Origin of the sequence: Roseofilum capinflatum BLCC-M114, from assembly GCF_030068505.1 — a bacterium.
Lineage (GTDB): Bacteria > Cyanobacteriota > Cyanobacteriia > Cyanobacteriales > Desertifilaceae > Roseofilum > Roseofilum capinflatum.
Genome location: NZ_JAQOSO010000042.1, coordinates 1 through 25,671, shown reverse-complemented (window position 1 = coordinate 25,671; position 25,671 = coordinate 1). Strand labels below are relative to the sequence as shown.

Below are 25,671 nucleotides of genomic sequence, written 5' to 3'. Positions count from 1 at the left end.
GGAAGTTTATCGACGTTTAAGGGCGATCGCCTTCCTAAGTTAAATTCTCTGGACATTTATCTGCGTTTTTTACGTCTGGAAGACCGAGAACGAGAGGGTTTGCTCTCCTGATCGTCTGTCGATTCGGCTTCGCTTTCCTCATCGGTTTCTAGATCTGCTTCAGTTTCCGCTTCTATAGAGGACTCCACCCCCTCCTCTTCGGTCGTCTCAGCAGACTCTGAAACAGTCTCAGGCAAGTCTGAACCCGAAGGAGCAGGAATTTCATCATTTTTTGGCTCAGAAGGATATTCTGGGCTAATTTCTGCCTCTTGCACAGGTTCCGTCTCAGGCGTGGCTGGCGCTTCAGCTATTGGTTCCTCGACTGTTTCCGTCTCAGGCGTGGCTGGCACTTCAGCTACCGGTTCCTCGACTGTTTCCGTCTCAGGCGTGGCTGGCACTTCAGCTACCGGTTCCTCGACTGTTTCCGTCTCAGGCGTGGCTGGCACTTCAGCTACCGATTCCTCGACTGTTTCCGTCTCAGGCGTGGCTGGCGCTTCAGCTATTGGTTCCTCTACTGTTTCCGTCTCCGGAGTTGCTGGAGTTTCGGCTACCGGTTCCGGCTCAGGCGTTGCTGGCGCTTCAGCTACCGGTTCCTCTACTGTTTCCGTCTCAGGAGTTACTGGCGCTTCGGCTACCGGTTCCTCGGTGCTTTCGGGTTCTGGAGTTTCTGGCGTTGGAGTCGAGACTTCTGGCTCTTCTGGCGTAAAGCTTTCTTCCTGTGAAGAAGGAGTTTCCTCCGGTTTTGATTTTTGGAATCGACTTTTAATACCATTAAACAGACCCAATAACCCCGATAGGGTTTTAGATTGGGGTTTTGGAGGAGTCGGTGAAGGTGCAGGAACTCGCGCTTCAGTCACCACCGGTTCACCCGATTCCTCAAAGTCGTCAGGCTCTGGCGCAGAGTCTATCATACTCTTATCCGGAGCATCTGGGGCGATCGCCTCTTGCTCCTCTTCATCCTCTCTTTCCTCTTGCGCTTCTATCTCCTCTATCGGCTCATCCGACTCTACTCCCTCTTCCCTCACCTCTGGTTCTGGCTGAGGTTCTGGAGTCGCTTCTGCTGAAGTATCTATATCGACTTCAGTTACCGTTTCCTCATTTCCTACAGGAACAGCAGTCTCTGACAGTCCTTCCTCTTCAGCAACCGGAGCTTCAGCTTCTGGAGGTTCAGGAGTAGGCACAGCCACCTCTGGAGCAGGCGTTTTTTTCAACAAACGATTCAGAGCGCCTAAGCCATTCTGCTTTAACTGCTCCGCTTCCACAGGCGTTTGTTGTCCCGCAGGCGTTAACTGGCGACGCAACGTTAAGGTTTCCCAACCCAGATACAACAGCAAGGGAACAGCCGCCATTTGGCCGAGCATCACCGCACCCGTAAACCGTCCAGCACAGAACCAGAGGGTTAGAGCATAGAGAAAACCTAACCCACTCCAGATAAAATCACTTTTGTGCCGATAAACCTCTGGAAAAAAGAAGAACGCCATATAAAAGGCAAAACTTCCCAAACCAACGGCCAATGCCAGAATTTGTGCCATGTCTGCTGAACCCTCTGTTATTAATTCTCTGTCTACAGCCTACAGGGTCATTTTACCGTGATGGCCCAGACTTAATCTCTTCTTTACAGGACTATTTTACAGATCGGGCTAACCTTGTAGGTAATTTGCTGTTATAGCAAGCAATTGTTGCTTACACAAGTATATAAACTTATGACACAGCCAAGTTTTGGTCTAATTGGCCTTGCGGTTATGGGTGAAAACCTGGCCCTGAATGTAGAACGCAATGGATTTCCCGTAACGGTTTATAACCGCACTTATGCCAAAACGGAAGAGTTTATGGCTACCAGAGCCAAGGGCAAAAATTTCTTAGCGGCCCAAACCCTAGAAGAATTTGTGCAAAAACTCGATCGCCCGCGCAAAATTTTGATTATGGTAAAAGCGGGTAAACCCGTTGATGCAGTAATCGATAGTCTCAAGCCCTTACTCGATGAAGGAGATATGATTATCGATGGGGGCAACTCTCTCTATGAAGACACGGAACGGCGCACTCAAGATCTCGAAGCCTGTAAGCTAGGATTTGTGGGCATGGGAGTCAGTGGCGGTGAAGAAGGAGCGCTCAATGGCCCCAGTTTAATGCCAGGGGGAACCCCAGCCGCTTACCAAGAATTGGAATCGATTGTCACCAAAATTGCGGCCCAAGTGGATGATGGCCCTTGTGTTACGTTTATTGGTAAGGGCGGAGCGGGCCATTATGTGAAAATGGTTCACAATGGCATTGAGTATGGTGATATGCAACTCATTGCTGAAGCTTATGATTTGCTCAAAAATGCGGTCGGTTTAACCAATCCTGAACTCCATGAAGTGTTTAAGGAATGGAACGAAACCGAGGAACTCAATTCCTTTCTGATTGAGATTACCAGGGATATCTTTACCAAAATCGATCCCGATACTAACCAGCATGTCATCGATCTGATTGTAGATGCAGCCGGTCAAAAAGGGACGGGACGGTGGACGGTGGTGACTTCTCTGGAATTGGGGGTGAGTATTCCCACCATTACCGCAGCCGTGAATGCGCGGATTATGTCTTCCTATAAGGAGGAGCGAGTCGCAGCTTCTCAGGAGTTAACGGGGCCGAGTAGCGCGTATGATGGGGATCTCAAGGCGTTTATTCCTAAGATTCGGGATGCTCTCTATTGCTCTAAGATTTGTTCCTATGCTCAGGGGATGGCGCTGCTGAGTAAGGCTTCCCAAGAGTTTGGTTATGAGTTGAATCTGAGCGAGATTTCCCGCATCTGGAAAGGCGGATGCATTATTCGTGCGGGCTTCTTGGATAAGATTAAGGTGGCGTTTAAGGAGAATCCGGGATTGCCTAATTTGCTGCTTGCTCCTGAGTTTAAGCAGACGATTCTAGACCGTCAACAAGCTTGGCGGGAAGTGTTGGGTCTGGCTTGTCAGTTGGGAATTCCGGTTCCGGCTTTTAGTGCGTCTTTGGACTACTTTGATAGTTATCGTCGGGCGACTTTACCCCAAAACTTGACGCAAGCGCAACGAGATTTCTTTGGCGCTCATACCTATGAACGGATTGATAAACCGAGAGGGGAGTTTTTCCATAGTCAATGGATGGAATAGAGCCATCCTAGTAGGGGCGAACGGCCATTTCCCTTGGGGACATGAAACGCCCCTACATCAGGTCTAATTGCTATGGAGAATGCAGGATCAACACCCAGGGCTATATTTTGCTAAATTGGTGAGGTAATCTTGATCTAGGGTGGCGGCGATCGCTTCAGGTCGTCTGCATCTTCTCTACCCAGGGTATCCTATCCGTACTTCCCCAAAGCGATTTAGAGTGTTTGATTATGATCAATCTAAGCGGCTACCAAATTCTTGCCAAAATCTACGAAAGTGACAAAACAGTAGTCTATCGGGGTTGTCAACAAAAAGGGAATCTGCCCGTGATTCTCAAGTTACTCAAATCTGAGTATCCCACTGGGGAAGAGAGAAATCGATATCAGCAAGAGTTTGAACTCCTCAATCGCCTCAATCTCGATAGCGTGGTTAAGGCTTACAGCCTAGAAACCCATCAAAACTCTTTAGTGATGGTTTTAGAGGATTTCGGGGGAGAATCCTTAAAACAGTTGTTAGCCTCTCAAAAATTTACCCTGTTAGGATTTTTGAACTTAGCCATCCAAATTGTTAAAAGTTTGGGAGATTTGCATCAAGCCAATATTATTCATAAAGATATCAATCCGGCTAATATTGTCTTTAATCCCGCGACCGGAAAAGTCAAACTGGTTGATTTAAGTATATCGGGAATGCTCAATCGAGAGGATGAACCCTCTCCTCATGCTCCGACGATTGAAGGGACTTTAGCTTATATGTCCCCAGAGCAAACTGGAAGACTCAATCGCAGCTTAGACTATCGCACAGATTTCTATTCCTTGGGGGTCACCTTTTATGAACTGCTGACCCATAAGCTGCCTTTTGAAGCCACAGAAACGATGGAACTCATCCATTGTCATATTGCGAAACAACCCACGGCTCCCTATGTTATAAATCCAGAAATTCCTCAGATTGTTTCTGATTTGGTGATCAAATTACTGGCTAAAAATGCTGAGGAGCGCTACCAAAGTAGTTGGGGATTACTGGCCGATTTAGAACGGTGTTTGGTGAATCTCAAAGAAAATGACCAGATCGACTTATTTCCGTTAGGGGAACAAGATATTTCCGATAAATTTAAGATTCCGGAAAAACTCTATGGAAGGGATAAGGAAATCGATACCCTGTTGGCGGCTTTTGAGCGAGTCGCTGATGGTCATAAGGAATTTATGCTGGTGAGCGGCTATTCTGGGATCGGAAAATCGGCTTTAGTGCAAGAAATTTATAAGCCCATCACCCGTAAAAATGGCTATTTTATCCTGGGTAAATTCGATCAATTTCAGAGGAGTATTCCCTATTTTGCTATCGTTAAAGCTTTTTCTGAGTTGGTCAATTTATTACTGACGGAAAGTGAAGAGAAATTAAAAGCCTGGAAAGAGAAGTTATTAGTCGCCCTGGGCCCCAATGGGCAAATTATTATTGATGTTATTCCTGAAATTGAATATATTATTGGCCCTCAATCCCCCGTCATTGAATTAGGGCCAACTGAATCCCAAAATCGATTTAATTTAGTCTTTCAAAATTTTGTGCAAATTTTCTGTCGCCCAGAACATCCCTTAGTGATGTTCTTAGATGACTTACAATGGGCAGATTCTGCCACGTTGAAGTTGATTGAGCTAATGTTGACAGAAGCAGAGGTAAAACACTTTTTCTTAATTGGAGCCTATCGAGATAATGAAGTCAGTCCCAGTCATCCTCTGATGATGATGGTGGATTCCCTGCGAATTCAGTCGGTGAATCTGAGCGAAATTCACTTAAAAAATCTAAACTTAAATCAAATTGGCCAGTTAATTTCTCAGACTCTGCATCAAGACCAAGGGTCAGTTCAGTCTTTGGCAAATTTGATCAAAAATAAAACAGAAGGGAATCCCTTTTTTGTGAATGAGTTTCTGAAAACTTTATACCAAGAAAAGCTGCTCACGTTTATCCCGCCTCAGCCGGAGACCATGGGCGGATGGTCTTGGGATTTAGAAGAAATTGAGTCCATGAGTATTACCGAGAATGTGGTGGACTTAATGATTAGTAAGTTACGGAAGTTACCAGAAAAGACGCAGGAGGTTTTACGATTATCGGCTTGTTTGGGGAATCAATTTGACTTAAATACCCTGTCTTTGATTTATGAAAAGGAATCCTATGGCACATTTCAAGATTTGTTGCCTGCCATTGAAGAAAAAATGATCCAAGCGAATTCGGGTCGCGATGTGGTTGATTTTGATTTGGTGACGGCTCCTTTATTAATCTTAAATTATAAGTTTTCCCACGATCGCGTTCAACAAGCGGCTTATACTTTGATTGATGAGGTGGATAAAAAGGCGGTGCATCTGAAAATCGGGCGAATGCTGTTGGAGAGAACGCCGGTTGAGTATCGCAATGAACGGATTTTTGAGTTGGTCGATCATATGAATGTGGGTCGATCTTTGATTACGGAGAGGGATGAAATCCTGGAATTGGCTCAACTGAATTTGGAAGCTGGGAAGCGAGCGAAAGATGCTACGGCTTTTGTGGCTGCTGCTCAATATCTCAGGGAGGCAATGAGTCGTCTACCGGATAATATTTGGCAGTTCGATCATGGGTTTGCGTTTTCGTTGTATAAGGAACGGGCAGATGTAGAGTATCTGAATGGAAATTTTGCTGAGTCAGAAGCTTTAATTGACGAGGTTTTAGTTCATGCTCAGTCGGATTTTGAGAAAGCGGAAATTTATAATATTCTATTAATTCAAAATACGCTCAGAGGTCAATATCAAAAGGCGGTAGAAATTGGCAGAAATGCCCTTGATTTGTTAGGGATAGATGTACCGAGTGAGGGTTTAGATGGGGTGATTCCCCAGGAGTTAGAGAAGGCGGGTCAAGCGTTAGGGAATCGCCCTATCTTATCGTTGCTTGAGCAGCCGAAAATGGAGAATCCGGTTAGCGAAATGAAGGTGAAGTTATTAAATAATTTGGCTCCACCGACGTATATGCTGAATATTCAGTTGTGGACGCTGATGATTCTTAAGGGTGCAACGTTGGTTTTAGAGGAAGGATACACACCAGAAGTGGGGTTCTTTTTGCCTACCTATGGCATTTTGTTGGTGAATTTGTTTGGAGAATACCGCAATGCCTACGATCTGGGACGGGTGGCTTATCAACTCAATCAAAAGTGGGGACATCCTACTTATAAGGCTGGTGTTTGTTTAATTAGCACTTTGAATTATTGGTTTAATCCTGTGAAAGATTCCACCCCGTTAGGCAATGAGGCTTATCAATCTGCGTTGGATTCCGGTGATTTACCCTATGCGGGTTATGTTTTACATAATCAGTCTCTTAATTTCTTTGTTCAAGGTAAACCGATTAACGAGATTTTAGAAGAGGTTCCGAAGTATTTACCTTTTGCCCAAAAAACGGAAAATCAATTGGTGACCGATATTTTACTGGGCTTACAGTTGGTGCTGTTGAATTTGGACGATCGAACGGATGAGCCGTTGAATTTTGATGGGCCGAATGTTACTGAAGGGGAGTATATTGAGCTGTGCCAGCAAAATCAGAATACGTTTGCTTTGTGTATTTATCAGATTTTTAAGATGCAAACGTTATATTTGTATGGCAATCTGGAGGCTGCTTTAGCTCTGAGTGAGACGATCGCCAATCAACTTCAGTCGATTCTGGGGACTGTGCCGGTTACTGAGTATAATTTCTATTCTTCTTTGCTGTATTTATCGGCTTATGGGGTGACTGAGGAAGCAGAGAGAGAGGCTCTGTTAAGCAAGGTGAGAGAGAATCAACGGCAACTAAAGGTATGGTCGGAAAACTGTGCGGCTAATTTCTTGTCTAAATATTTACTGGTAGAGGCGGAATTGGCTGCTGTGCAAAATGATCTGGAGTTGGCGATCGATCTTTACGATCGCGCGATCGCCGTTGCTACAGAACATGAGTTAATTCCGCTACAGGCGATCGCCAATGAACGGGCGGCTGAGTTTTGGGTGCAAAAAAATAAAGCTTCCTATGCTCTTGTCCATCTGCGAGAGGCTTACTATCATTACCAGAAGTGGGGGATCAAGCGCAAAGTGGCTTCTCTGAAATTAGCCTATCCCCAATTAGAAGCCAAATTAAATCAACCCACCAATGGGATAGATGTGGCTAAAACCATTCACACCTCCACCAACTCGATTTCTAATAGCCTAGATTTAAATACAGTCCTCAAAGCCTCTCAAGCCATTTCCAGTGAAATCGTTTTGGATAAGCTTTTAGGGAACTTAATGCAAATCTTGATTGAAAATGCCGGAGCGCAATCCGGATTTTTGCTGCTGCCCAAGGAAGGCAAGTTGCTGATTTCTGCGTCGGCTTCGGTAGATGAGGAAACCATTATCACTCAAGACTCAACAGCCGTAGAAACGAGTGAAGAGCTTCCCATTACCGTGATTAACTATGTGGAGCGATCGCTCTCGGATGTGGTTTTAAGCCATGCCTGTCGAGAAGGGCAATTTACTAACGATCCTTATCTTACTAAACGACAGGTAAAATCCCTGCTGTGTATCCCCATTGTCAGCCAAGGCCAACTGATTAGTATCCTGTACTTAGAGAATAACTTAACCACTGATGCCTTCACTGCTGATCGCATTGAAGTGCTGCAAGTTTTATCCTCCCAAGCGGCGATCGCCCTCGATAATGCCCTCCTCTATGCCTCCGTCGAGCAGAAAGTGCAAGAGCGTACCCAAGAATTAAACCAGAAAAATCAAGATTTATCTCAAACCCTAGAAGAGTTACAACGAACCCAAGCCCAACTGATTCAAACAGAAAAAATGTCCGGTTTAGGTCAAATGGTCGCTGGTGTTGCCCATGAAATCAATAATCCTGTGAGTTTTATCTATGGGAACCTAGCCCCGGCGACAGAATATGTTGAAGATTTACTGTCTCTCATCGATCTTTACCAAAGCCATTATCCTAATCCAGTGGAAGAAATTGAAGATCGAATTGACGATATTGATTTAGACTTTATCAGTGAAGATCTCAAAAATCTGCTCAATTCCATGCAAGTCGGAGCTGAACGCATCCGTAAGATTATCCTCTCCCTACGCAACTTCTCCCGTCTAGATGAAGCAGACAAAAAACCAGTTAACCTGCATGATGGATTAGATAGTACCCTCTTGATTTTGCAAAATCGGCTCAAAGAGTCGGGGAATGAAAAAGAAATTAAAATTGTTAAAGAGTATGGTAATTTACCTCTCGTCAATTGCTACGCCTCGCAACTCAATCAAGTGTTCATGAATTTATTAACCAATGCTTGCGATGCGATGCAAGATCAGAGAAATACCGAAACCCCTGAAGATCGGCAACCTTCGATTACGGTTCGGACTCAAGTCACCGATCGCCAATCTGTAGAAGTGATCGTTGCCGATAATGGCCCGGGGATGAGTGAGGAAACTGTGAAACGGATCTTTAACCCTTTTTATACTACTAAACCCGTAGGTTCTGGAACCGGTTTAGGCTTATCCATTAGTTATCAAATTGTGGTAGAAAAACATAGCGGACAACTCAGTTGTATTTCTCAACCGGGAGAGGGCGCTCAGTTTATTGTGGAAATTCCTTTACGACCTACGGAGGAGGAATAGTTGACTGGGGATAACCTTTATTTGAGACAGGCTATAAACGATTAATAGTCGCTAAATCATCAAGAGAAATTGTACAGGCTTCCCCCAAATTCTGGTTTTGAAAGAGGGCGGTAAATGCACCAGCGCCTAACCCTTGGTGAGGCCAAAGACGATAGCAGGGGAGGTCAGTAAGATGGGATTGGTAAGCGAGAAGATGGGGCACGGGAATGGGTTGAAAGTGGGGGTATTTTTTCAGTAACCAGTGGCAAACTTGCTCGTTTTCTTCCAGAGAATAAGTGCAAGTCATGTAAAGGAGATAACCTTGGGGCGCGACTAATTGAGCGGAATTGCCGATAATTCGTTTTTGCCGGTTGGCATTGCGGTTGCGGGTGACTTTATGAAAACATCCGGGGACTTGTTTGTGTTTCAATAATAGGGATTGACCGCTACAGGGTGCATCAATGAGGACGAGCTGAAAGGCTTGGGGGAAGTGTTGAGCCAGTCGGTGGGGGTCGAGTTGGGTGGCGATCGCCCCCGGTTGCTGATTGACAAAGTTAGAAACGTGACAGCGCCTTAAGTTGGCCATCAGGGTTCCCAGGCGCTTACCAACCACTTCATTGCACAGGAGTAAGTCCGGTTGCAGAATATGCCAGGTGAATAAACTTTTACCTCCCGGAGCAGCGCAAACATCGATCGCCGTTTTCAGGTCTGAGAGCTGCAACAGAGGAGAAGCGGCAAATACAGAAGAAAAGTCGAGACAATAATAGGCTCCGCGATCGTGGGCAGGATGTTTTCCCGGTTGCGCTCCTAAACTGAGTCGATCCACCCGATCCGGTTGCCAAGGTTGGGGGGGTTCTACGGCAAAGGGACGCTCTAAAGGGGGGTCTTGACACCAGAGAATACAGGGATGTAAGGGAGGGGGCTGATCGAAGGCTTGGATGAATTGATCCCGTACTTGGGGATCGTTCCAGAGGCGATCGCTAAACTGCTTCAGAAGTTTAGAGGACATCCATCAACAACACACAACAACACCTTCATTATCTTAAAATGCGATCGCTAATCCCATTGAATATGAAACTCATCTACACTAAATTGTCCATCAAAAGCGGAAAAATTAATGCGGTAAATTTCTGGAGTCTCTGTGGTTAAGGTCAAAAGAGCATTCGGAGCAATATCAGCGTTAGAGTCTGCTAGATTGGCTTCCGGTAACTCCGTATAGGCGATCGCTTGATTATGTCGATCAAATCCCGTTAACGTAATTCGTCGGGAGCTAGTGACATAACAACTCACTGCGCTGATCGGGCGAGTAAACAGAACTTCCATCCAACCACTTTTGGGCCCGGCAATGAGTACCATCGTGCCCGTTTTCGGAGGATAAGCCGGATTAGAGGGTTGAAGAGCGATCGCATTGCGAAACTGGATACCCCACTGTTGAAACTGGTGGTTTACCACTTCAAACCCTTGCAAGGTTTCTAAATCCAAATGAATCCTCTTGCCCTCCCCAGCAGAGGACGGTAAGTCAGATTCTGTGATATCCGCAGCATTAGACACAGCCGTTGGTTGTTCACTCAAGCGATCAAAGGGATAGATAATTCTCTCCGAGGGAGTCCGCAATTGGCACAGGTGCAGATGGCGATCTGATTCTCCAATAGAAACCAAAGATTCCACAACCGGAGTTGTTGATACTCTATCAGATAGCTGAGGTTGGGACGGGTTTCTACCCTGTCTCTTAAGTTTTGTGCCAGCTATCTTCTCTGTTAGGGTCATAACTCTCCGTCCTGAAAAAATGTTATCTAGAATACCTTATATTCCGCAGAAACAAGAATGAGGGGTCACGCCCCTCATTAACATTATGTCCTATTTACTCTGTTTTGACTGCTGAACAGGCAGGATTAACTCAATTAACTTGATAAAAGGTCACAGCACTATTCCCGTAAACCTTTTGGCGAAGAATTTCTAAGCCATCTAGCTCACCTGGAGGAGGGAGTTGGGGGGAATGCTCAACCGCGAGTTCTCCGGTATCTGAGAGCAGATGAAGATCGGCGATCGCCTCTAACACCGGCTGATATAATGAACTCTGATAGGGTGGATCGAAATAAATGCGATCGAAGCGATCGCCCTCTAAGCGCTGTAACCGCTTCACCACATCCCCAGACCAAACCCGAAATCGATCCGCCGATGCCATCTGTTGCCAATTTTGGCGAATTATCCCACAAGCTCGACCTGACTGTTCAATACCCACCACCCAACTTGCCCCCCGACACAAGGCTTCCGCTCCCATGGAGCCACTGCCTGCACACAAATCTAACCAGCGACAGCCCTCAATCGAACCTTGCCAAATATTAAATACCGCTTCTCGCACTCGCCCAGCAGTTGGGCGAGTCAGAGAACCGGAAAGGGTTTTAATCACACGATTGCCATAAATACGCATATCACCAAGATTTAATCACCATGATTGAAACTGGAGATTATTCCGATAAGGGTTGGGGGGAGTCGAGTTCAGGGGTTAACTCTACCTCTTGCTCTCCCTCTGTCGTTTCTTCTGCGTGGGTGGGAACCAGGGCAACGGCAACAATCGAATCATCCTTATCTAAGCGCTGCACCAAGACTCCGGTTGCACCACGGGATTGTACGGAAATGGCGTTAGTGGACTGGCGAATAATGATGCCACGGGAGGTGACCATCATTAACTCGTCGTCGGGGTGAACGATGCGTAGGGCGGCTAACTCGTCGTTGGCTTTATGGGATTTGAATTTGGTGGCAATAATGCCTTTTCCGGAGCGATTTTGCAGTCGGAATTGGTTCACGGGAACTCGTTTTCCATAGCCTCTGGTGGTGACGACTAAAGCCCAGGGGCCCAGGGGAGTGGTATCTATGTCTTCGGTTTCTGGTTGCTCGTTGGTCTCTTCTTCTTCGGTCTGATCGACCATTAGCTCATTGAGAACCTGACCGGGTAGAATATCCATGCTAATTAGGCGATCGCCATCCACCAGTTTCATGGCTCGCACTCCCCGCGCTGTACGACCGAGGGGACGCAACTGCTGGGTATTGGTTCGGAAATGAATGGCTTTGCCCTGGCCAGAAGCAATAATAATGCTATCTTCTTCCGTTGCTCGTCTGACCCAACGCAACTGATCCCCTTCTCCTAAAGAAATGGCGATTAATCCATTGGTGCGAATATTACTAAAGGCATCAAGGGTCGTGCGTTTAATATAGCCATTTTGGGTGAGCATGACCAAGTATTCATGGTCGCTAAATTCGGATACCGGGATGATGGAGGTAATTTTCTCATCCATGGGGATGGGCAACATTTGAACGAGCGGTGTGCCTTTTGCATTGCGGGAACCACTGGGAATCTGATAGGCCAGGAGACGATAGACGACCCCGCGATCGCTAAAAAACAGCAAACTATCATGATCGCAACAAGTTAAGAAATGGTCAATGCCATCATCTTCTTTGATTTTTGCGCCGGACTTACCCCGTGTTGCCCGACTTTGGGCATCAAAGGTATCGACGGGCATCCGTTTAATATAGCCCTGTTCCGTAATTAAGATCACCGCTTTTTCATTGGCGATCAAGTCCATATCGACGAGATCCCCTTCTGCTCTTTCGATTTGGGTGCGGCGAGGGGTGGCAAATTTTTGTTTCAGGTCTGCACATTCTGCCTTAATCATCTCTAGGATGCGGTTCCGGTTGGCGAGAATGTCTTTTAGGTCGGCAATGCGAAGTTGCAGGTCTTCATGTTCTTGACGGATTTTTTCTGCTTCTAGAGCGGTGAGTCGCCGCAGTTGCATTTGCAAAATGGCATCCGCTTGCAGTTCGGAGAGGGAATAGTCTTCGATCAGCTCGGTTTTGGCACTGGGGGTATCGGCAGCGTGACGAATGAGTTGGATAATTTCATCGAGGTATTGCATGGCAATCAGCAAGCCTTGCAAGAGATGGTCTCGCTCTTCTGCTTTGCGGAGTTCGTATTGGGTGCGGCGGGTGATGGTTTCGACGCGGAATTCGAGGAAGACGCTGAGGAAGTGTTTGAGCGAAAGCAGTTGGGGGTCTTGGTTGACTAGGGCCAGCATATTGGCCCCAAAGTTGGTTTGTAGGGGGGTTTGTTTGTAGAGGTTGTTGAGAACGACTCTAGGATAGGCATCCCGCCGGAGTTCGACGACAATCCGCATTCCGTCGCGATCGCTCTCATCGCGAATATCGGCAATCCCTTCGATGCGTTTATCATTGACGAGTTCGGCAATCCGCTCAATTAGGGCAGCCTTATTCACCTGGTAGGGCAGTTGAGTAACAATAATGGCATCCCGCGAGGGTCTTCCCCTGTGTTCGATGGTTTCAATGTCGGCGATGCCGCGCATGGTAATCGAGCCGCGCCCCAGGGTATAGGCTTCTTGGATGCCGGAGGTTCCCAAGATTTTGCCACCGGTGGGGAAGTCGGGGCCGGGAATATACTGCATGAGCGCGGTATCGGTTAGATCCGGATTTTCAATGAGGGCGACTAGACCATCGATCAGTTCTCCCAGGTTATGGGGGGGGATATTGGTGGCCATTCCCACGGCAATACCAGCCGAACCGTTGAGGAGTAGTTGGGGAACCCTGGCAGGGAGAACAATGGGTTCCTGTTGGGAGCCGTCGAAGTTGTCGAGAAAGTCTACGGTTTCGGCTTCGATGTCTTGCAGCATGGCTTCGGTGGCGATCGCCTGCAAGCGACATTCGGTGTACCGCATGGCTGCTGGAGGATCGTTGTCTACGGAGCCGAAGTTGCCATGGCCGTTGATCAGGGGCGATCGCATGGAGAAGTCTTGGGCCATCCGCACGAGGGCATCATAAACGGCGGTATCGCCATGGGGGTGATATTTACCGAGGACTTCCCCGACGACACGGGCGCATTTACGGAAGGGGCGATCGGGGGTTAAGCCCAACTCGTGCATAGCATATAAAATGCGGCGGTGAACTGGTTTGAGTCCATCCCTGGCATCAGGAAGCGCTCGACCTACAATCACGCTCATGGCGTATTCTAGGTATGACCGGGACATCTCATTTCTTAAGTCCGTGGGCACAATCCGATCTAAGGGGGTACTCATACGGGGCAAAGCTCCATCCAGAAAATAATTCAGAAATCACAAAACTTGGTATTCTCCCCAGGGACTGGGTTTGAGCCTACCAAGTGGTGAGTGTTTACTTATCAAATTTTAACATATTTTCAGAATCCCTTGGTATCGGGGACTCTGATGGGGTCGATAGGGCTAGACCTCCCGTTCCGGCCCTCTGGCGGACAGGCGATCGCCACCCCTATCGCCTCCATGGAGCAGTCTACTAATACTTCAAATATTCCTTTAAGAATTTCGCCATATTTTCGCGAGCCGTCTCTGATTCTGGAATATCGTAATTTAGTCCTTGGAATACATGCCACATGCCATCAAACAGTTCTAATTTCACCGTTTGACCCGCATTATTTAATGCATGATAGAGACGAATTGAGCAACTTAAGAAAATTTCCTTTGTACCCACTTGAATAAATGTGGGAGGATATCCTTTGCTAAAGTCTCCATAGACTGAGCAAACATAGGGATTTTTCCAATCTTTGGGATCGGCACAGGCAAGGGCAGATTTACCCAATTCATTTTCATAGCTTAACAAGGGATCGATGTCTCTCAAGGCAAAGTAACTATCCCCACAATTTTGGTCGATATCTGCCCAAGGAGACCAAAGAACCAAAGCCGCAGGCATTCCCACACCTTGGTCTCGCATTTTTAAAACACTGCCTGATGCTAGTCCTCCACCGGCTGAGTCACCGTAGAGGGCAATATTTTCCAGTTTACGTCCTTGTTCTAGTAGGGCTTTGAACACTGCCACCACTTGATCGGACATCTGGTCGTGTTTAGCCAAAGGAGCCAAAGTATAGTCAATCGCAATTACATTTAATCCCGTTTTGTCTGCAACACAGACGCTAAAGGGTAAAGTGGTATGAACATTATGCTGAGTATATCCACCACCATGAGTGTAAACTAACAGTTTGCCGTTGTCTTTCCAGCCTTTCGGTTTTATATCAAGAACCGGTATTCCTCCTAATTCTTTTTCTTCTATTGTGGGTTGGTACTCTTTTTTTACCTTTTCATTGACAGGGCCAAAGGCATCAATTCTCATTTGCTGAATTTTCTTCCAGCCTTCTAAATCATCTGGCTCTGGAAAATCTAATACATCACGATTCGCAAAAGTAAAACTGTTTAATACAGATTGAGCTTCTGCGGATATCGTTTTGGGGATGTAAAAATCACTTGCCATAAGTCTTGAGACGGTTTTGTTTGATGTTTGTTTACACTATTGTTTCTACACTAGAAAATCAGAATACTGCCATATTTTTAATAAATTTTAAAGATACTTCAGTATCTTCTAAATTTTAAAATATTAAGTTTAATTTGATATTACATAAGATTAATCCCTTTTTACCATAAGATTAAATGATATATAAGCCCAAAAAAAATAACAATTGTTATGTCAGTTGACAAAAAAGTTATTTATCTGCAACAATGATAGATTGTCTGCTTAATCCCTGCTCGGATCAGGTAAAAGCATCCCTAAATGCTGGCTATGACCAGCTACCTGTACGGCAACCCCAAGGAACCAATATCCCATGAGTTACGCAATTATTGAAACGGGTGGTAAACAACTGAGAGTTGAACCCGGTCGCTTTTATGACATTGAACTGTTGGCAGTGGAACCGGAACAAACGGTTTCTATTGACCAAGTGTTGTATATCCAGCATGGCGATGATATGCATGTGGGTCAGCCTCTGGTCAGTGGCGCGACGGTGGAAGGAACGGTAATGCGTCATTTCCGCGATCGCAAGGTTTTAGTCTATAAAATGCAACCGAAAAAGAAAACGCGCAAAAAACGCGGACACCGCCAAGAACGCACCCGGTTGATGATTAATTCCATTAATGTCAATGGAGAAGTGTTAGCCTCAACCCCAGCACCTGCTGAAGCATCCTCTGAGGCTTAATTGCGTTAAGCTTTGTACATTAGATAATAGATAATCGATCTCAAAAGTCCTATGGCACATAAGAAAGGAACTGGAAGTACACGCAACGGTCGTGACTCGAACGCCCAGCGCTTGGGTGTGAAACGCTTTGGTGGCGAAAATGTCCTCGCGGGTAATATTCTCGTCCGTCAAAGAGGAACCACCTTCCACGCCGGTAAAAATGTGGGTGTGGGCCGGGATTACACCCTGTTTGCTCTGACTGACGGTATCGTTACCTTTGAGCGCAATGGTAGATATCGGAAAAAAATCAGTGTTTATCCTGCCCAAGCGACTTCTTAGGTTAATTCATCTCACTGAAATGATAAAGGTTGGGTTGAAGTATTTTGATCCAACCTTTGTTTTGGTGAGGGTATGGAGAGAGGACAGAGGACACCAAGAAATTGTAAGGTTAACCAAGATTTAACGCGATCGCTAACTATTCTCCCCTATAATACGCTTCAATTCAATGGGGAAACCCAAATTTTTAATTTCTAATTTTTAATTTTTAATTGAAATGACGACTTATTCTGGATCGGTGGAGATGGCCTCCCGCAGCGAATTGCGGCAACTGGTACAAGAGCAACTGAAGTTACTCCTGGAACAGAAAAACTATGAAGGAGCGAAAACCTTATTGGTTCCGGTGCAACCGGTCGATATTGCGGAGGCTATCGAAGGGTTGCCAGAGTCTTTACAGGCGATCGCCTTTCGCTTGCTGAAGAAGCAGGAGGCGATCGCGGTTTATGAGTATCTCAGTTTTCCCGTACAACAGTCTCTAATTCAAGCGTTTACCGACCAGGAGACCATTGATATTGTCGATGCTATGTCTCCGGATGACCGCGCTCACTTGTTTGACGAACTCCCCCCTCAGCTCGTTCGCCAAATTCTCAATCAATTGAGTTCCCAAGAGCGACAAGTGACTTCTCAATTGTTGGGCTATGATGCGAATACAGCCGGTCGCATTATGACTCCAGAATATATTGCTATCCCTGAGAACTTGACCGCTCTGGAAGCGCAAGAACAGATCCGTACATTAGCCCATCAATCAGAACTAGCTTACTATATTTATATTACCGATACGGCTCAAAAGTTGATGGGTATTTGTTCTCTGAAAGACTTAATTTTAGCTTCTCCAGACAGTCCGTTAACAGAGGTTATGACCCGTGATATTATCTATGCCCAAACGAATACAGACCAAGAAGAAGTTGCCCAACTGATCCAGCGCTATGACTTAATTGCTTTGGCTATTGTGGACAGCGATCGCCAATTACTGGGTGTGGTTACAGTTGATGATGTGCTGGATATTATTCAACAGGAAGCGACGGAAGATATTTATGCGATGGGAGCAGTTACCGATGATGGCGATAACTATTTCCAAAAAGGCTTGGTTTCCGTGACTAAAAGCCGGGTTCCCTGGCTAATTATTTTGCTGATTACCAATGCCATGACGGTCTTAATCATGCAAACCTATGAAGAAGTGTTAGATGAAGTTGTGGCTCTGGCTTTTTTCACTCCCCTGTTAATTGATGCTGGGGGAAATGTGGGCGCTCAGTCCTCTACCGTGGTGATTCGAGGCTTGAGTACCGACGAATTACGGGGAAAACAGCCCCTGGGGATTGTCTTGCGCGAACTGATGGCAGGGGGGATGCTGGGACTGATTTTAGGCATTTTAGTGATTGTTTTGGTGCTGCTGTTTATCCAAACAGGAGAAATTGCCGTGACTGTGGGGTTAAGTCTCTTTGCGATTACGGCGATCGCAGCAACGACAGGAGCAGCCCTACCCTTTATTTTCCACAAAATGGGCTTCGATCCAGCTCTAATGTCGGCCCCTTTTATTACTACGGTGGTGGATATTCTGGGGATTCTGATTTACTTGAATACAGCGAAACTGTTGCTGGGACTTTAAGATCAATTAAAAATTAAAAATTAAAAATGGGTCTGATCTAAAGTCCGAATAATCAGTTATATCAAGTCCGATAAATCAGTTGTAATACAGCGCAAAGCGCTGTAAAAAAATCAATTTCACATCCCCGATCAGAATGATTATTAGCGCCAGATCGTAGAGTGGGCAAGGACAAAAGGTGTCGAAGTTGAATTCTATCGCTTATTCTCCTGCCCACCCTACCCCCTACTAAACTCCACTAATCGGTAATCACCTGCTGAGTATCTAAATTAAATAAAGTATCTAAACTAACGTAAACTTTTCCTCTATTGTCTCGTCGCTCAATTTGAGCCACACCAGAATCAGCCAAAACCAAGATTTTAAAGGGTGTTAATTCAATTTCATTATCATTCATCGCTGACGTACCTCCATCGGGGACGCTTCGGAATGTATATTGAGTCGTTAACGGCCCCTCCTTTGTAGACGATCCCATAATCGTTTTACCATCCGTAAAAGTTGTCCCTTTAAGAACTTTAGGCAAAGCAGCATACCTGGCCTTATTTAATTCAGCTTGCTGTCTTCTTTGTTCAGCTTCTTGTCTCTTACGCTCCTCATTTTGTATATATGCCGGATCTTGTGTATAGCCTACATCATCTCCAGAAGCCAAAGTAACCGGCTTTTTAATCACCGTCCCGGCTGAAGCTTCATCAATTCCGGCCGCTTTCAGTATCACTTCCCCAAAGCGGGCACAGTTAATTGCTTTTTTAAGAAAAAGAGAAGTTCCTAATAGGGTATAGCTATATTTTGCTTTATTGGCAGCCACTTCATCCGCTTTAGTTTGAGCATTCTCAATGTTGTCTGGAGTCGTTACCCAGCTTCGTCTTACTGGACTAGAGCGAATCCGAGCTAAACTATCGTCTGAAGCTGGCTTATTGGTAATCTTAATTCCTTTATATCCTACCCCACTAGAACTACTTACAGTTCCCGTAGAAGATGTATCAGTAGAACCCGACAAACCGCCAGATTTTCCAGCCACTGTTAATTCAATTTTATGGCTTTCGGGTACACCATCTTTCAACCGCTCTGTAAATAGCATGGTATGCCCCATTTTTGAAGCTGTAGAAACAGCCGTAATCACACCATTAGAAGCATTAACCTCTTGCCCTTTGAGAGCATGGCTGTAATGTTTATTCAGATCTGCGTCATGATACACGCGCTGTATCATGGATTGATTCTCACTTTTCACAGAATCTTTTAACGTTTTTTTTTACGCTGCACGCTGGCTCCCTTCTGCTGCACCACATGGGTTAGCTCATGGGCAATTAACTCCTGACCTTGCGGACTTGAGGGTTTATATTGTCCTTCATTGAAAAACACATCTTGCCCCGTAGTAAAGGCTTTCGCTTGTATCGATTGACTCAAACTGTGAGATTTCGGATCGGTATGCACCTTTACCCCACTAAAATCGGCTCCCATGGCTTCTCCCATTTTCGTTTGCAGGGTAGGATCTAAGGGTTTTCCCCCTCCTTTGGCTTGTTTGAGTTCTCCTTCAAACTCTGGGGTAGCGCTGCCTCCTCCTAACCCATCTCGTTGCAGTCCCGGTTTAGGCTTCATATCCACATCCTCTTCCTCCTCCCGTTGCACTGCCGAGTCGAGGGGCTTCATATCCACATCCTCTTCCTCCTCCCGTTGCACTGCCGAGTCGAGGGGTTTCATATCCACATCCTCTTCCTCCTCCCGTTGCACTGCTGAGTCGAGGGGTTTCATATCCACATCCTCTTCCTCAGTGCGCTGAATACCCAATTGTTCGGGTATTCCCATGCTCCCATCTTCTTCTTTCGTCTGTACCCCTGCACTTGCAGCAGGTTCGGGTTGATGAATTTGTTGAACCACCTGACTCGCTACTGCATCCGCTTGTTGTTCGTGAACATCTCCCGGTTCGCCAATGGTGAGTTTGGCTTGCACGGGGGCGGGATGGCCGTACATTTCATGGAGACTGGTATAGTTATAGTTGTTGGCTGGCTTAAATGGTGGCAGAGTTTTCTCTTTGCTCTGCTTGCGCTGTACGGCAGGAAGCACTTTAGGGGCGAACCGACTAGAGGACTTCTGAGGAGCAGAACTCTGTTGGGCGGTTTTTTTGCGACGGATGTAGGAGCGCATGGTGGAGAAACCCATAGAAACAAGCTTATGACGATTATATCAATTGAACATGAGTTATGTAATGGCTGCCCCTCATCCCCCTACCCCCTTCTCCCGCAGGCGCTGTCCTGCTTGCCCTGAGCGAAGTCGAAGGGAGCGAAGTCGAAGGGAGAAGGGGGAAACAGTCCCTCTCCCGTGGGAGAGGGATTGAGGGAGAGGGCATTTCCTGTTGCACAATTCATTTAGATTAGCTATATAGCTTGTAGAATTATGGGGAAAAAGTGTTCTAGGGTGGAAAGCGATCGCTCGATCGCAGTTTGAATTAAGCCAATATCCGGTTGAATTCCCGTGCAATCTAGGCCGGTGCGGTAGCGAAATTCCCCATCTTCAAAGTCTAGCTCGAAGTTGCCTAGGGTGAGTTGGGAGTAGTTGAGATTCATGAAGAGTTTAGCCAAATTGGGGCGCTCAGATTCAGGTATGGAAACTGTGGCGATCGCATAAAAGATAAACTGATTTGTATCTTCTTTAACTTCGGCTAAACACAACCAAGTCCCTGCCTCGCTTTCAAAGAGCGATCGCACCATCAATTCCCCTTCAACCCGTTCATAGGGCCAGTTTTCGGACTCGAAAAAGTCAATTACACAGTCAAATAGGGGAGTGTCCCTAGAAACCGTCAGCCATTCATCGAGTTCTTCGGCTACCTCTTCTGAGTCCTCAATGACATCCGTCAGAGTGTCTGAAAGGTTGTCGAGTTGCTCATTAAGAGCGGTTTCAAAGACTCTGGCGATCGCCCCACTCAGGTGTTGTGTACTGTCTTCATCTTGGCGCAATAAGCCTGGAATCGATTGTAATAAAGCATAACTGAGGTTTTGGGTGGTGGCGATCGCTTCCCGTTCGGGTAAATTGAGAGCCTCTGCCAGATTTTGAGTCACCGTAGATTCTGCCATGAAGCGAGTCAGGCTTTCCACCAATTCCGATTCGGGAGTCTCACTTTCTGCCAGAGTCAGGCTATCCCAATAATTCCACAGAGTGCGATATCCCGTTGCTCCTTCTGAATGCTGCTGAGATGTCCACAGGAGCATCCAGTTGTCTGTATGGCGAAGGGGTGAGGTTAAAGGTTCTGCCAACAGAAACTCTGCAACCGTTTCCGCTTCACTAAAAGGTTCTAAGGCTTCTAGATGTTCTGGAGTCAGGAGCAGCACCGTATAAATGGGACGATCCGGACGAAATTCTCCATTAGAGAACATCGTGCGAAACTCCGGTTGCAGACTAAAGAGAGCTTCCTTTTCGATGCGATCGTGCTGTTCCGGGCTAATCTGTATATGCAACTCACACCCAATCGGAACTCCATCAGCTTGCAGAAGATTAACTCCTTTTAACTGCATCTCCAACAGTTCGTTAGGCGTTTGGAAAATGAAGGGGCGATCGCCAACAACTATCACTTAACTCAACCACCACTTATAACGAAGATTTTAACTCATTAGACAAAGCCTTAATAAACACTAATTTAGACCTGGGATCGAAATTAACATTCTGCAACATCTTTTGAAAATCAACGTCATTGCTCGGCCATTTTCCCCATTGCATTTGTTTTTTACCTTTCTCACTTAATCCATTATCTAACCCACCCTTATTCAACGTTACCGTAGGATTCCCCTTTCCTTTACCCCGAAGACGACTCCATCCTGCTCCTACTGTAGTCCCAATTCCTTTGCCACCTTTCTTCGTCGCTGTCCACAATCCTTAGTTTTAGTTAACGATTTTCTCAATTGTTTACGCCGTTTACTATACGTGCCAATACTCAAAAACTTATTTAGAATGACCAGCAAATTCAATCCGGGAACAGACCAAGCCCAAAGACTACTCGAATTTCCAATCAGATCCGAAACTGTTTCTGGGGTATTCTCTCCTTCTCCCTTCATGATTTGCAAAATCATTTTGAATCGGTCTAAAATCGTATAGGCATTGTCATTATTAAACGCTTCCTCTTGGGCAATATCTGTTGCATCTGCTTGACCTAAAGTTACACCAGCATTTTTAACTTGACTGCCAATATCTGCCCAATCAGTTGGCCGTAGAAATGCCAGAGATAGAGTGTAAACACTCTGTTCGTCTTGCGATTGATTGCGAGACCTGGAGAAGGAAAAACTTTTCTTCTTTTTGCTTTTGAAAAACTTCTTTCCTTGCTTGAAAATGGATTTATAAGTAATATCAAGATTATTGACAACTTTGTTTCTAAGTTTATCGATTACGGTGGCAACTAACTGTTCTTTTCCTTTAAAAACAAGTTGAACATTTTTAGTCCCTTTGTGGATTTCGACGCTTATACTATGATATTGATCATTTCTCAAACTCTCATTGAGATGATAGAGTAACTCCTCATGCATTTTTTCAGCTAAGGGAGGATTGGGAGTACCATTGAAATCACCAGAGATCTTGACTTGTCCTCTGGAAACCGGATCGAGCTGAAATTGACTCAGATTTATCGAAGCGGTAATAGTTGCATAGTCCTCATCTGCTATGTAGTGTCCACTTTGGGTGGGTACATATCCCTCATCATCGATATTCACACGATCAATCATGCTAGAAGCTTTAAGTGTCTGTTTAATCCCTTGAGAAAACATATCCCGACAGACAATACGAATTGAATTATCATGAATTTCTATTTTGTAATATTCTTCACCTGTATCTCCCTCGATCGCATGTTTCAAGCTGTCCACTAATGCATTACCCTGCTCTCGATATTCGGGTGGGTTTTCTGGAAACTGACCCTTTATTTCCGGTGGTGCCAGCCATCCATCAAGATCTGCGGCTACAGCACTTGAAGCTACTCGCTCTTCCTGATCGGTTGGATCTGAAGTATTGCTATTGCTGGGAGTCTCACTATCCTGGGTCGGGCCAGTCTCATTGACTCGCTGCAAAACCTCACCACCTCTCATCGGTTGCAGCGAGTCTAAGGGGAGTTTCGCTGCTGCTTTCAACTGCATTACATTGTTCTGTCCCCTGGGTTTCACCGATTTCCCTGACCACCGCTTCGGACGTAATGAACGCTGCAACTCGGCGACACTTTTCTGTTGACTCACCTTACTTTGTACCCTTTCTTGGGGAGCTGTTGCGGTTGGCGGATAATGGGCAGAGCGCTGGAGAACTTGCCATCCCTGGTTGCTGCCAACCGGTTCTGTGGGGCCCGGTTGTATGGCTGCGGGTTGGGGATGACCGTAGATCTCATGTAGAGAGCTATAGTTGTAGTGGGAACTGGGTTGAAATGGCGATAGAGCTTTAGTTTTGGGGCTTTGGCGCTGTACGGAGGGAAGTACCTTGGGGCGAAATGTGCTTGAGGTTTTCTGCGCTGTGGAGCTAGATTTAGGTGTTTTTTTGGGTCGTTGGAAGGCACACATGAGCGAAAACCCACAGTTTGAAGAAGTTGCTTCTATTATATTTGAGGATCTACCCTATCCAGTTAAATTCATCCTAAAAATGGCCGATCCAATGAATACGGGTAAAATTGGTGAGGGTAGTCCTCTCGATCCTGTATAGCAAACCTAAATGAGTTGTGTAATGGCTGCCCCTCATCCCCCTGCCCCCTTCTCCCACAGGAGAAGGGGAAAAGTCCCTCTCCCGTGGGAGAGGGATTTTCCGCAAAGCGGACATGAAAGGGAGAGGGCATTTCCCGTTGTACAACTCATTTAGACTAGCTATATTCGCCTGGCTAGAATTAACTCAACTCCAACCCAGACCTATTTTAACTTTTTAACTTTTTAATTTTTAATTGATATGAATGCCCCTCCCTCCAACGTTAACCCCCAATGGTATTATCAGAGTCTGCAATATTTGACTCGGTGTATTGGGCAAATTCATCAAGTTCTCGATCGCCACATTACTCAACTGCAAAATCCGGATCAGGCTCTTCCCGATACTCCCCTGATTTATCTTGATGCTCCCCCTTCAGATCTAGAGGAACCGCTTCCCGCTTTCGAGCAGTTAAGCCAAGTCTTCCACCTCTCTCCCTTCGAGCGCAAGGTGCTGTTGCTCTGCGTGGCTCGGACGCTCCATCCCCAGGTTCCAGCCCTTTGCGGCCATGCTCAGGGAGATGCTAATTTAACTTATCCTACGTTTCAGTTGGCGATCGCCCTTTTTCCCGATTTCCATTGGGAAGCTCTTCATCCCCAAAGACCGCTACGATTATGGAACTTGCTGAATTTAGCCGAAAATGAAGATCTGACCCATACGAAACTGGAGATTGATGAGAGTATTTTACATTATTTATTGGGTCAGGTTTATCAAGATCAAGACTTAGCCCCATTGCTCGAACCTCTTACACCTCCAACGCCCTCTTTATCCGCCTCTCATGAAAAAATTGTCGAGTTAGGAATTTCCGCTTTATTAACCTCTCATCCCGTGCAACTGTGCGGATGGAATGTAGAGGATAAACGGGCAATCTGCCAACACATTGGCGAGTATTTTCAAATGCCGGTACAAGTGCTATCCAGTCGCCATTTACCCAGCGATCCGAAGGAGTTAAAACATCTGGTATTTCGCTGGCGACGGGTGATGCTATTGTCTCCTACTTTGCTGCTGTTGGAATATGAGCCAACTCAAGGCACAGAACTGGTACAGCAGGCAATTTTAACCGATTTTATCCGAGACTTAAAAACGCCGGTGATGATCTCGACTTCGATCCGGTTTTCTTCTGCTCATCTTCCTCTGCTGACGTTTGATGTGCCGAAGCTTTCCTATTATGAACAATTGAATCTGTGGCAAACCCATTTAGGAGAAGCGACGGAGGAATTGAACGGCCATTTAGAGGTGATTACTTCCCAGTTTAATTTACCCTCAACCACGATTAAGGCGGCTTGTTCGACGTTAGAAATCGAACCTAAAGAAGGGGATTCTATCGGCGATCGCCTCTGGCAGTTTTGCCGCCTACAAGCTCGCCCCCGCTTAGAAGATCTCGCTGTTCGTATTGAAACTAAGGCAACTTGGGATGATTTAATTTTACCCCGGCAACATAAACAAACTTTGTATCAAATGGTGGCTCATTTACGACAGAGGGTGCGCGTCTATGAAGATTGGGGCTTTGCCGGGAATGAGCGCCGTGGTTTGGGCATTAGCGCCCTCTTCTCCGGACAAAGTGGCACGGGAAAGACCTTGGCGGCGGGAATTATCGCCCGCGAATTGAAGTTAGATTTATATCGCATCGATCTAAGTTCTGTAGTCAGTAAATATATTGGCGAGACTGAGAAAAACTTAAAACAAGTCTTTCAAGCTGCCGAAACCGGGGGCGCAATTCTGCTCTTTGATGAAGCCGATGCTCTCTTTGGTAAGCGCTCCGAAGTGCAGGATAGCCGCGATCGCTACGCCAACATGGAAGTAAGTTATTTACTGCAAAGCATCGAAGCCTACCAGGGATTATGCGTACTGACGACCAACCTAAAAGGGGCGATCGATCAAGCCTTTCTGCGCCGCATCCGTTTTATTGTTCAATTTCCTTTCCCAGATCGGGATAGCCGCGAAGCCATTTGGAAGCGAATTTTCCCCACTAAAACTCCTACAGAGGGTTTAGATTCCCGCAAACTGTCTAACCTAAACGTGGCTGGAGGAAACATCCGTAATATTGCCCTCAACGCCGCATTTTTAGCCGCCGATGCCGGCGAACCCGTGAGCATGAAACACCTGTACGAAGCGACGAAGAGTGAATATATTAAACTAGAGCGCTTGTTAACGGAAAAAGAAACTAAAGGATGGAACAATTAAGGGAGGACGACAGCCGGTTTCTGGGTTAGGGTAATACAATAGGATAACGCTTTGCACATTAGCCCCCCTTCTTCTATCATGGTTTCAGTTCATCCCCAAATTGAGTATCCAGAAAGCGACGGG

General features: G+C 46.0%; 17 protein-coding genes. 7 read left to right on the top strand and 10 right to left on the bottom strand.

The features are described 5' to 3' along the window. Positions 1–56: 56 nt before the first annotated feature. Positions 57–1,571 (bottom strand): Ycf66 family protein, encoded by a 1,515-nt coding sequence (locus PMG25_RS08515; protein WP_283766473.1) that lies wholly within the window; start codon positions 1,569–1,571, stop codon positions 57–59. Between the two features lie 171 nt (positions 1,572–1,742). On the opposite strand from PMG25_RS08515, the gene gnd reads away from it, so the two are divergent. Further along, a complete protein-coding gene (gnd, locus tag PMG25_RS08510; RefSeq protein WP_283766472.1) occupies positions 1,743–3,161 on the top strand; it encodes a decarboxylating NADP(+)-dependent phosphogluconate dehydrogenase in 1,419 nt (472 codons plus the stop codon). A 227-nt stretch (positions 3,162–3,388) separates the two neighbouring features. Next, entirely contained in the window at positions 3,389–8,776 is a 5,388-nt protein-coding gene (locus PMG25_RS08505; protein ID WP_283766471.1) for a trifunctional serine/threonine-protein kinase/ATP-binding protein/sensor histidine kinase, read from the top strand. Between the two features lie 31 nt (positions 8,777–8,807). On the opposite strand, the gene PMG25_RS08500 is transcribed toward PMG25_RS08505, so the two are convergent. The 5 genes from PMG25_RS08500 to PMG25_RS08480 form a co-directional block, all read right to left on the bottom strand. Next, on the bottom strand, positions 8,808–9,764 hold the full coding sequence (locus PMG25_RS08500) for an RsmB/NOP family class I SAM-dependent RNA methyltransferase (RefSeq protein ID WP_283766470.1): 957 nt from the start codon (positions 9,762–9,764) through the stop codon (positions 8,808–8,810). Between the two features lie 47 nt (positions 9,765–9,811). After that, entirely contained in the window at positions 9,812–10,423 is a 612-nt protein-coding gene (locus PMG25_RS08495; RefSeq protein WP_283766469.1) for a hypothetical protein, read from the bottom strand. A gap of 229 nt (positions 10,424–10,652) precedes the next feature. Then, positions 10,653–11,186, bottom strand: coding sequence for a 16S rRNA (guanine(966)-N(2))-methyltransferase RsmD (gene rsmD / locus PMG25_RS08490; protein WP_283766468.1), 534 nt, complete (start codon positions 11,184–11,186; stop codon positions 10,653–10,655). Between the two features lie 37 nt (positions 11,187–11,223). Further along, the gene (gene gyrA / locus PMG25_RS08485; RefSeq protein ID WP_283766467.1) at positions 11,224–13,839 is read right to left on the bottom strand and encodes a DNA gyrase subunit A; all 2,616 of its coding nucleotides are present in this window, start codon (positions 13,837–13,839) and stop codon (positions 11,224–11,226) included. Positions 13,840–14,071: 232 nt separating this feature from the next. Beyond that, positions 14,072–15,040: an alpha/beta hydrolase gene (locus PMG25_RS08480; RefSeq protein WP_283766466.1), complete on the bottom strand. Its 969-nt coding sequence runs from the start codon at positions 15,038–15,040 to the stop codon at positions 14,072–14,074. A 349-nt stretch (positions 15,041–15,389) separates the two neighbouring features. Here PMG25_RS08480 and rplU point away from each other — a divergent pair, with 349 nt between their 5' ends. The 3 genes from rplU to mgtE all read left to right on the top strand — a co-directional run bounded on the left by rplU (position 15,390) and on the right by mgtE (position 17,679). After that, positions 15,390–15,758, top strand: coding sequence for a 50S ribosomal protein L21 (rplU, locus tag PMG25_RS08475; protein ID WP_283766465.1), 369 nt, complete (start codon positions 15,390–15,392; stop codon positions 15,756–15,758). Positions 15,759–15,809: 51 nt separating this feature from the next. Next, on the top strand, positions 15,810–16,076 hold the full coding sequence (gene rpmA, locus PMG25_RS08470) for a 50S ribosomal protein L27 (RefSeq protein WP_283766464.1): 267 nt from the start codon (positions 15,810–15,812) through the stop codon (positions 16,074–16,076). Between the two features lie 214 nt (positions 16,077–16,290). Further along, on the top strand, positions 16,291–17,679 hold the full coding sequence (mgtE, locus tag PMG25_RS08465; protein WP_283766463.1) for a magnesium transporter: 1,389 nt from the start codon (positions 16,291–16,293) through the stop codon (positions 17,677–17,679). A gap of 235 nt (positions 17,680–17,914) precedes the next feature. Here mgtE and PMG25_RS08460 read toward each other — a convergent pair whose 3' ends face one another. The 4 genes from PMG25_RS08460 to PMG25_RS08445 form a co-directional block, all read right to left on the bottom strand. Further along, positions 17,915–18,880 carry a hypothetical protein gene (locus PMG25_RS08460; protein ID WP_283766462.1) on the bottom strand — a complete coding sequence of 322 codons (966 nt, stop codon included), beginning with the start codon at positions 18,878–18,880 and terminating at the stop codon, positions 17,915–17,917. 29 nt (positions 18,881–18,909) lie between these two features. Further along, positions 18,910–19,830 carry an eCIS core domain-containing protein gene (locus tag PMG25_RS08455; RefSeq protein WP_283766461.1) on the bottom strand — a complete coding sequence of 307 codons (921 nt, stop codon included), beginning with the start codon at positions 19,828–19,830 and terminating at the stop codon, positions 18,910–18,912. Between the two features lie 215 nt (positions 19,831–20,045). Next, positions 20,046–21,236 (bottom strand): type III secretion system chaperone family protein, encoded by a 1,191-nt coding sequence (locus PMG25_RS08450; protein ID WP_283766460.1) that lies wholly within the window; start codon positions 21,234–21,236, stop codon positions 20,046–20,048. 249 nt (positions 21,237–21,485) lie between these two features. Beyond that, entirely contained in the window at positions 21,486–23,192 is a 1,707-nt protein-coding gene (locus PMG25_RS08445) for a hypothetical protein (RefSeq protein ID WP_283766459.1), read from the bottom strand. Here PMG25_RS08445 and PMG25_RS08440 point away from each other — a divergent pair. Beyond that, entirely contained in the window at positions 23,191–23,331 is a 141-nt protein-coding gene (locus PMG25_RS08440) for a hypothetical protein (RefSeq protein ID WP_283766458.1), read from the top strand. The genes PMG25_RS08445 and PMG25_RS08440 overlap by 2 nt on opposite strands. 237 nt (positions 23,332–23,568) lie before the next feature. Next, positions 23,569–25,548, top strand: a complete 1,980-nt coding sequence (locus PMG25_RS08435; protein ID WP_283766457.1) for an ATP-binding protein — start codon at positions 23,569–23,571, stop codon at positions 25,546–25,548. Positions 25,549–25,671: the final 123 nt, after the last annotated feature.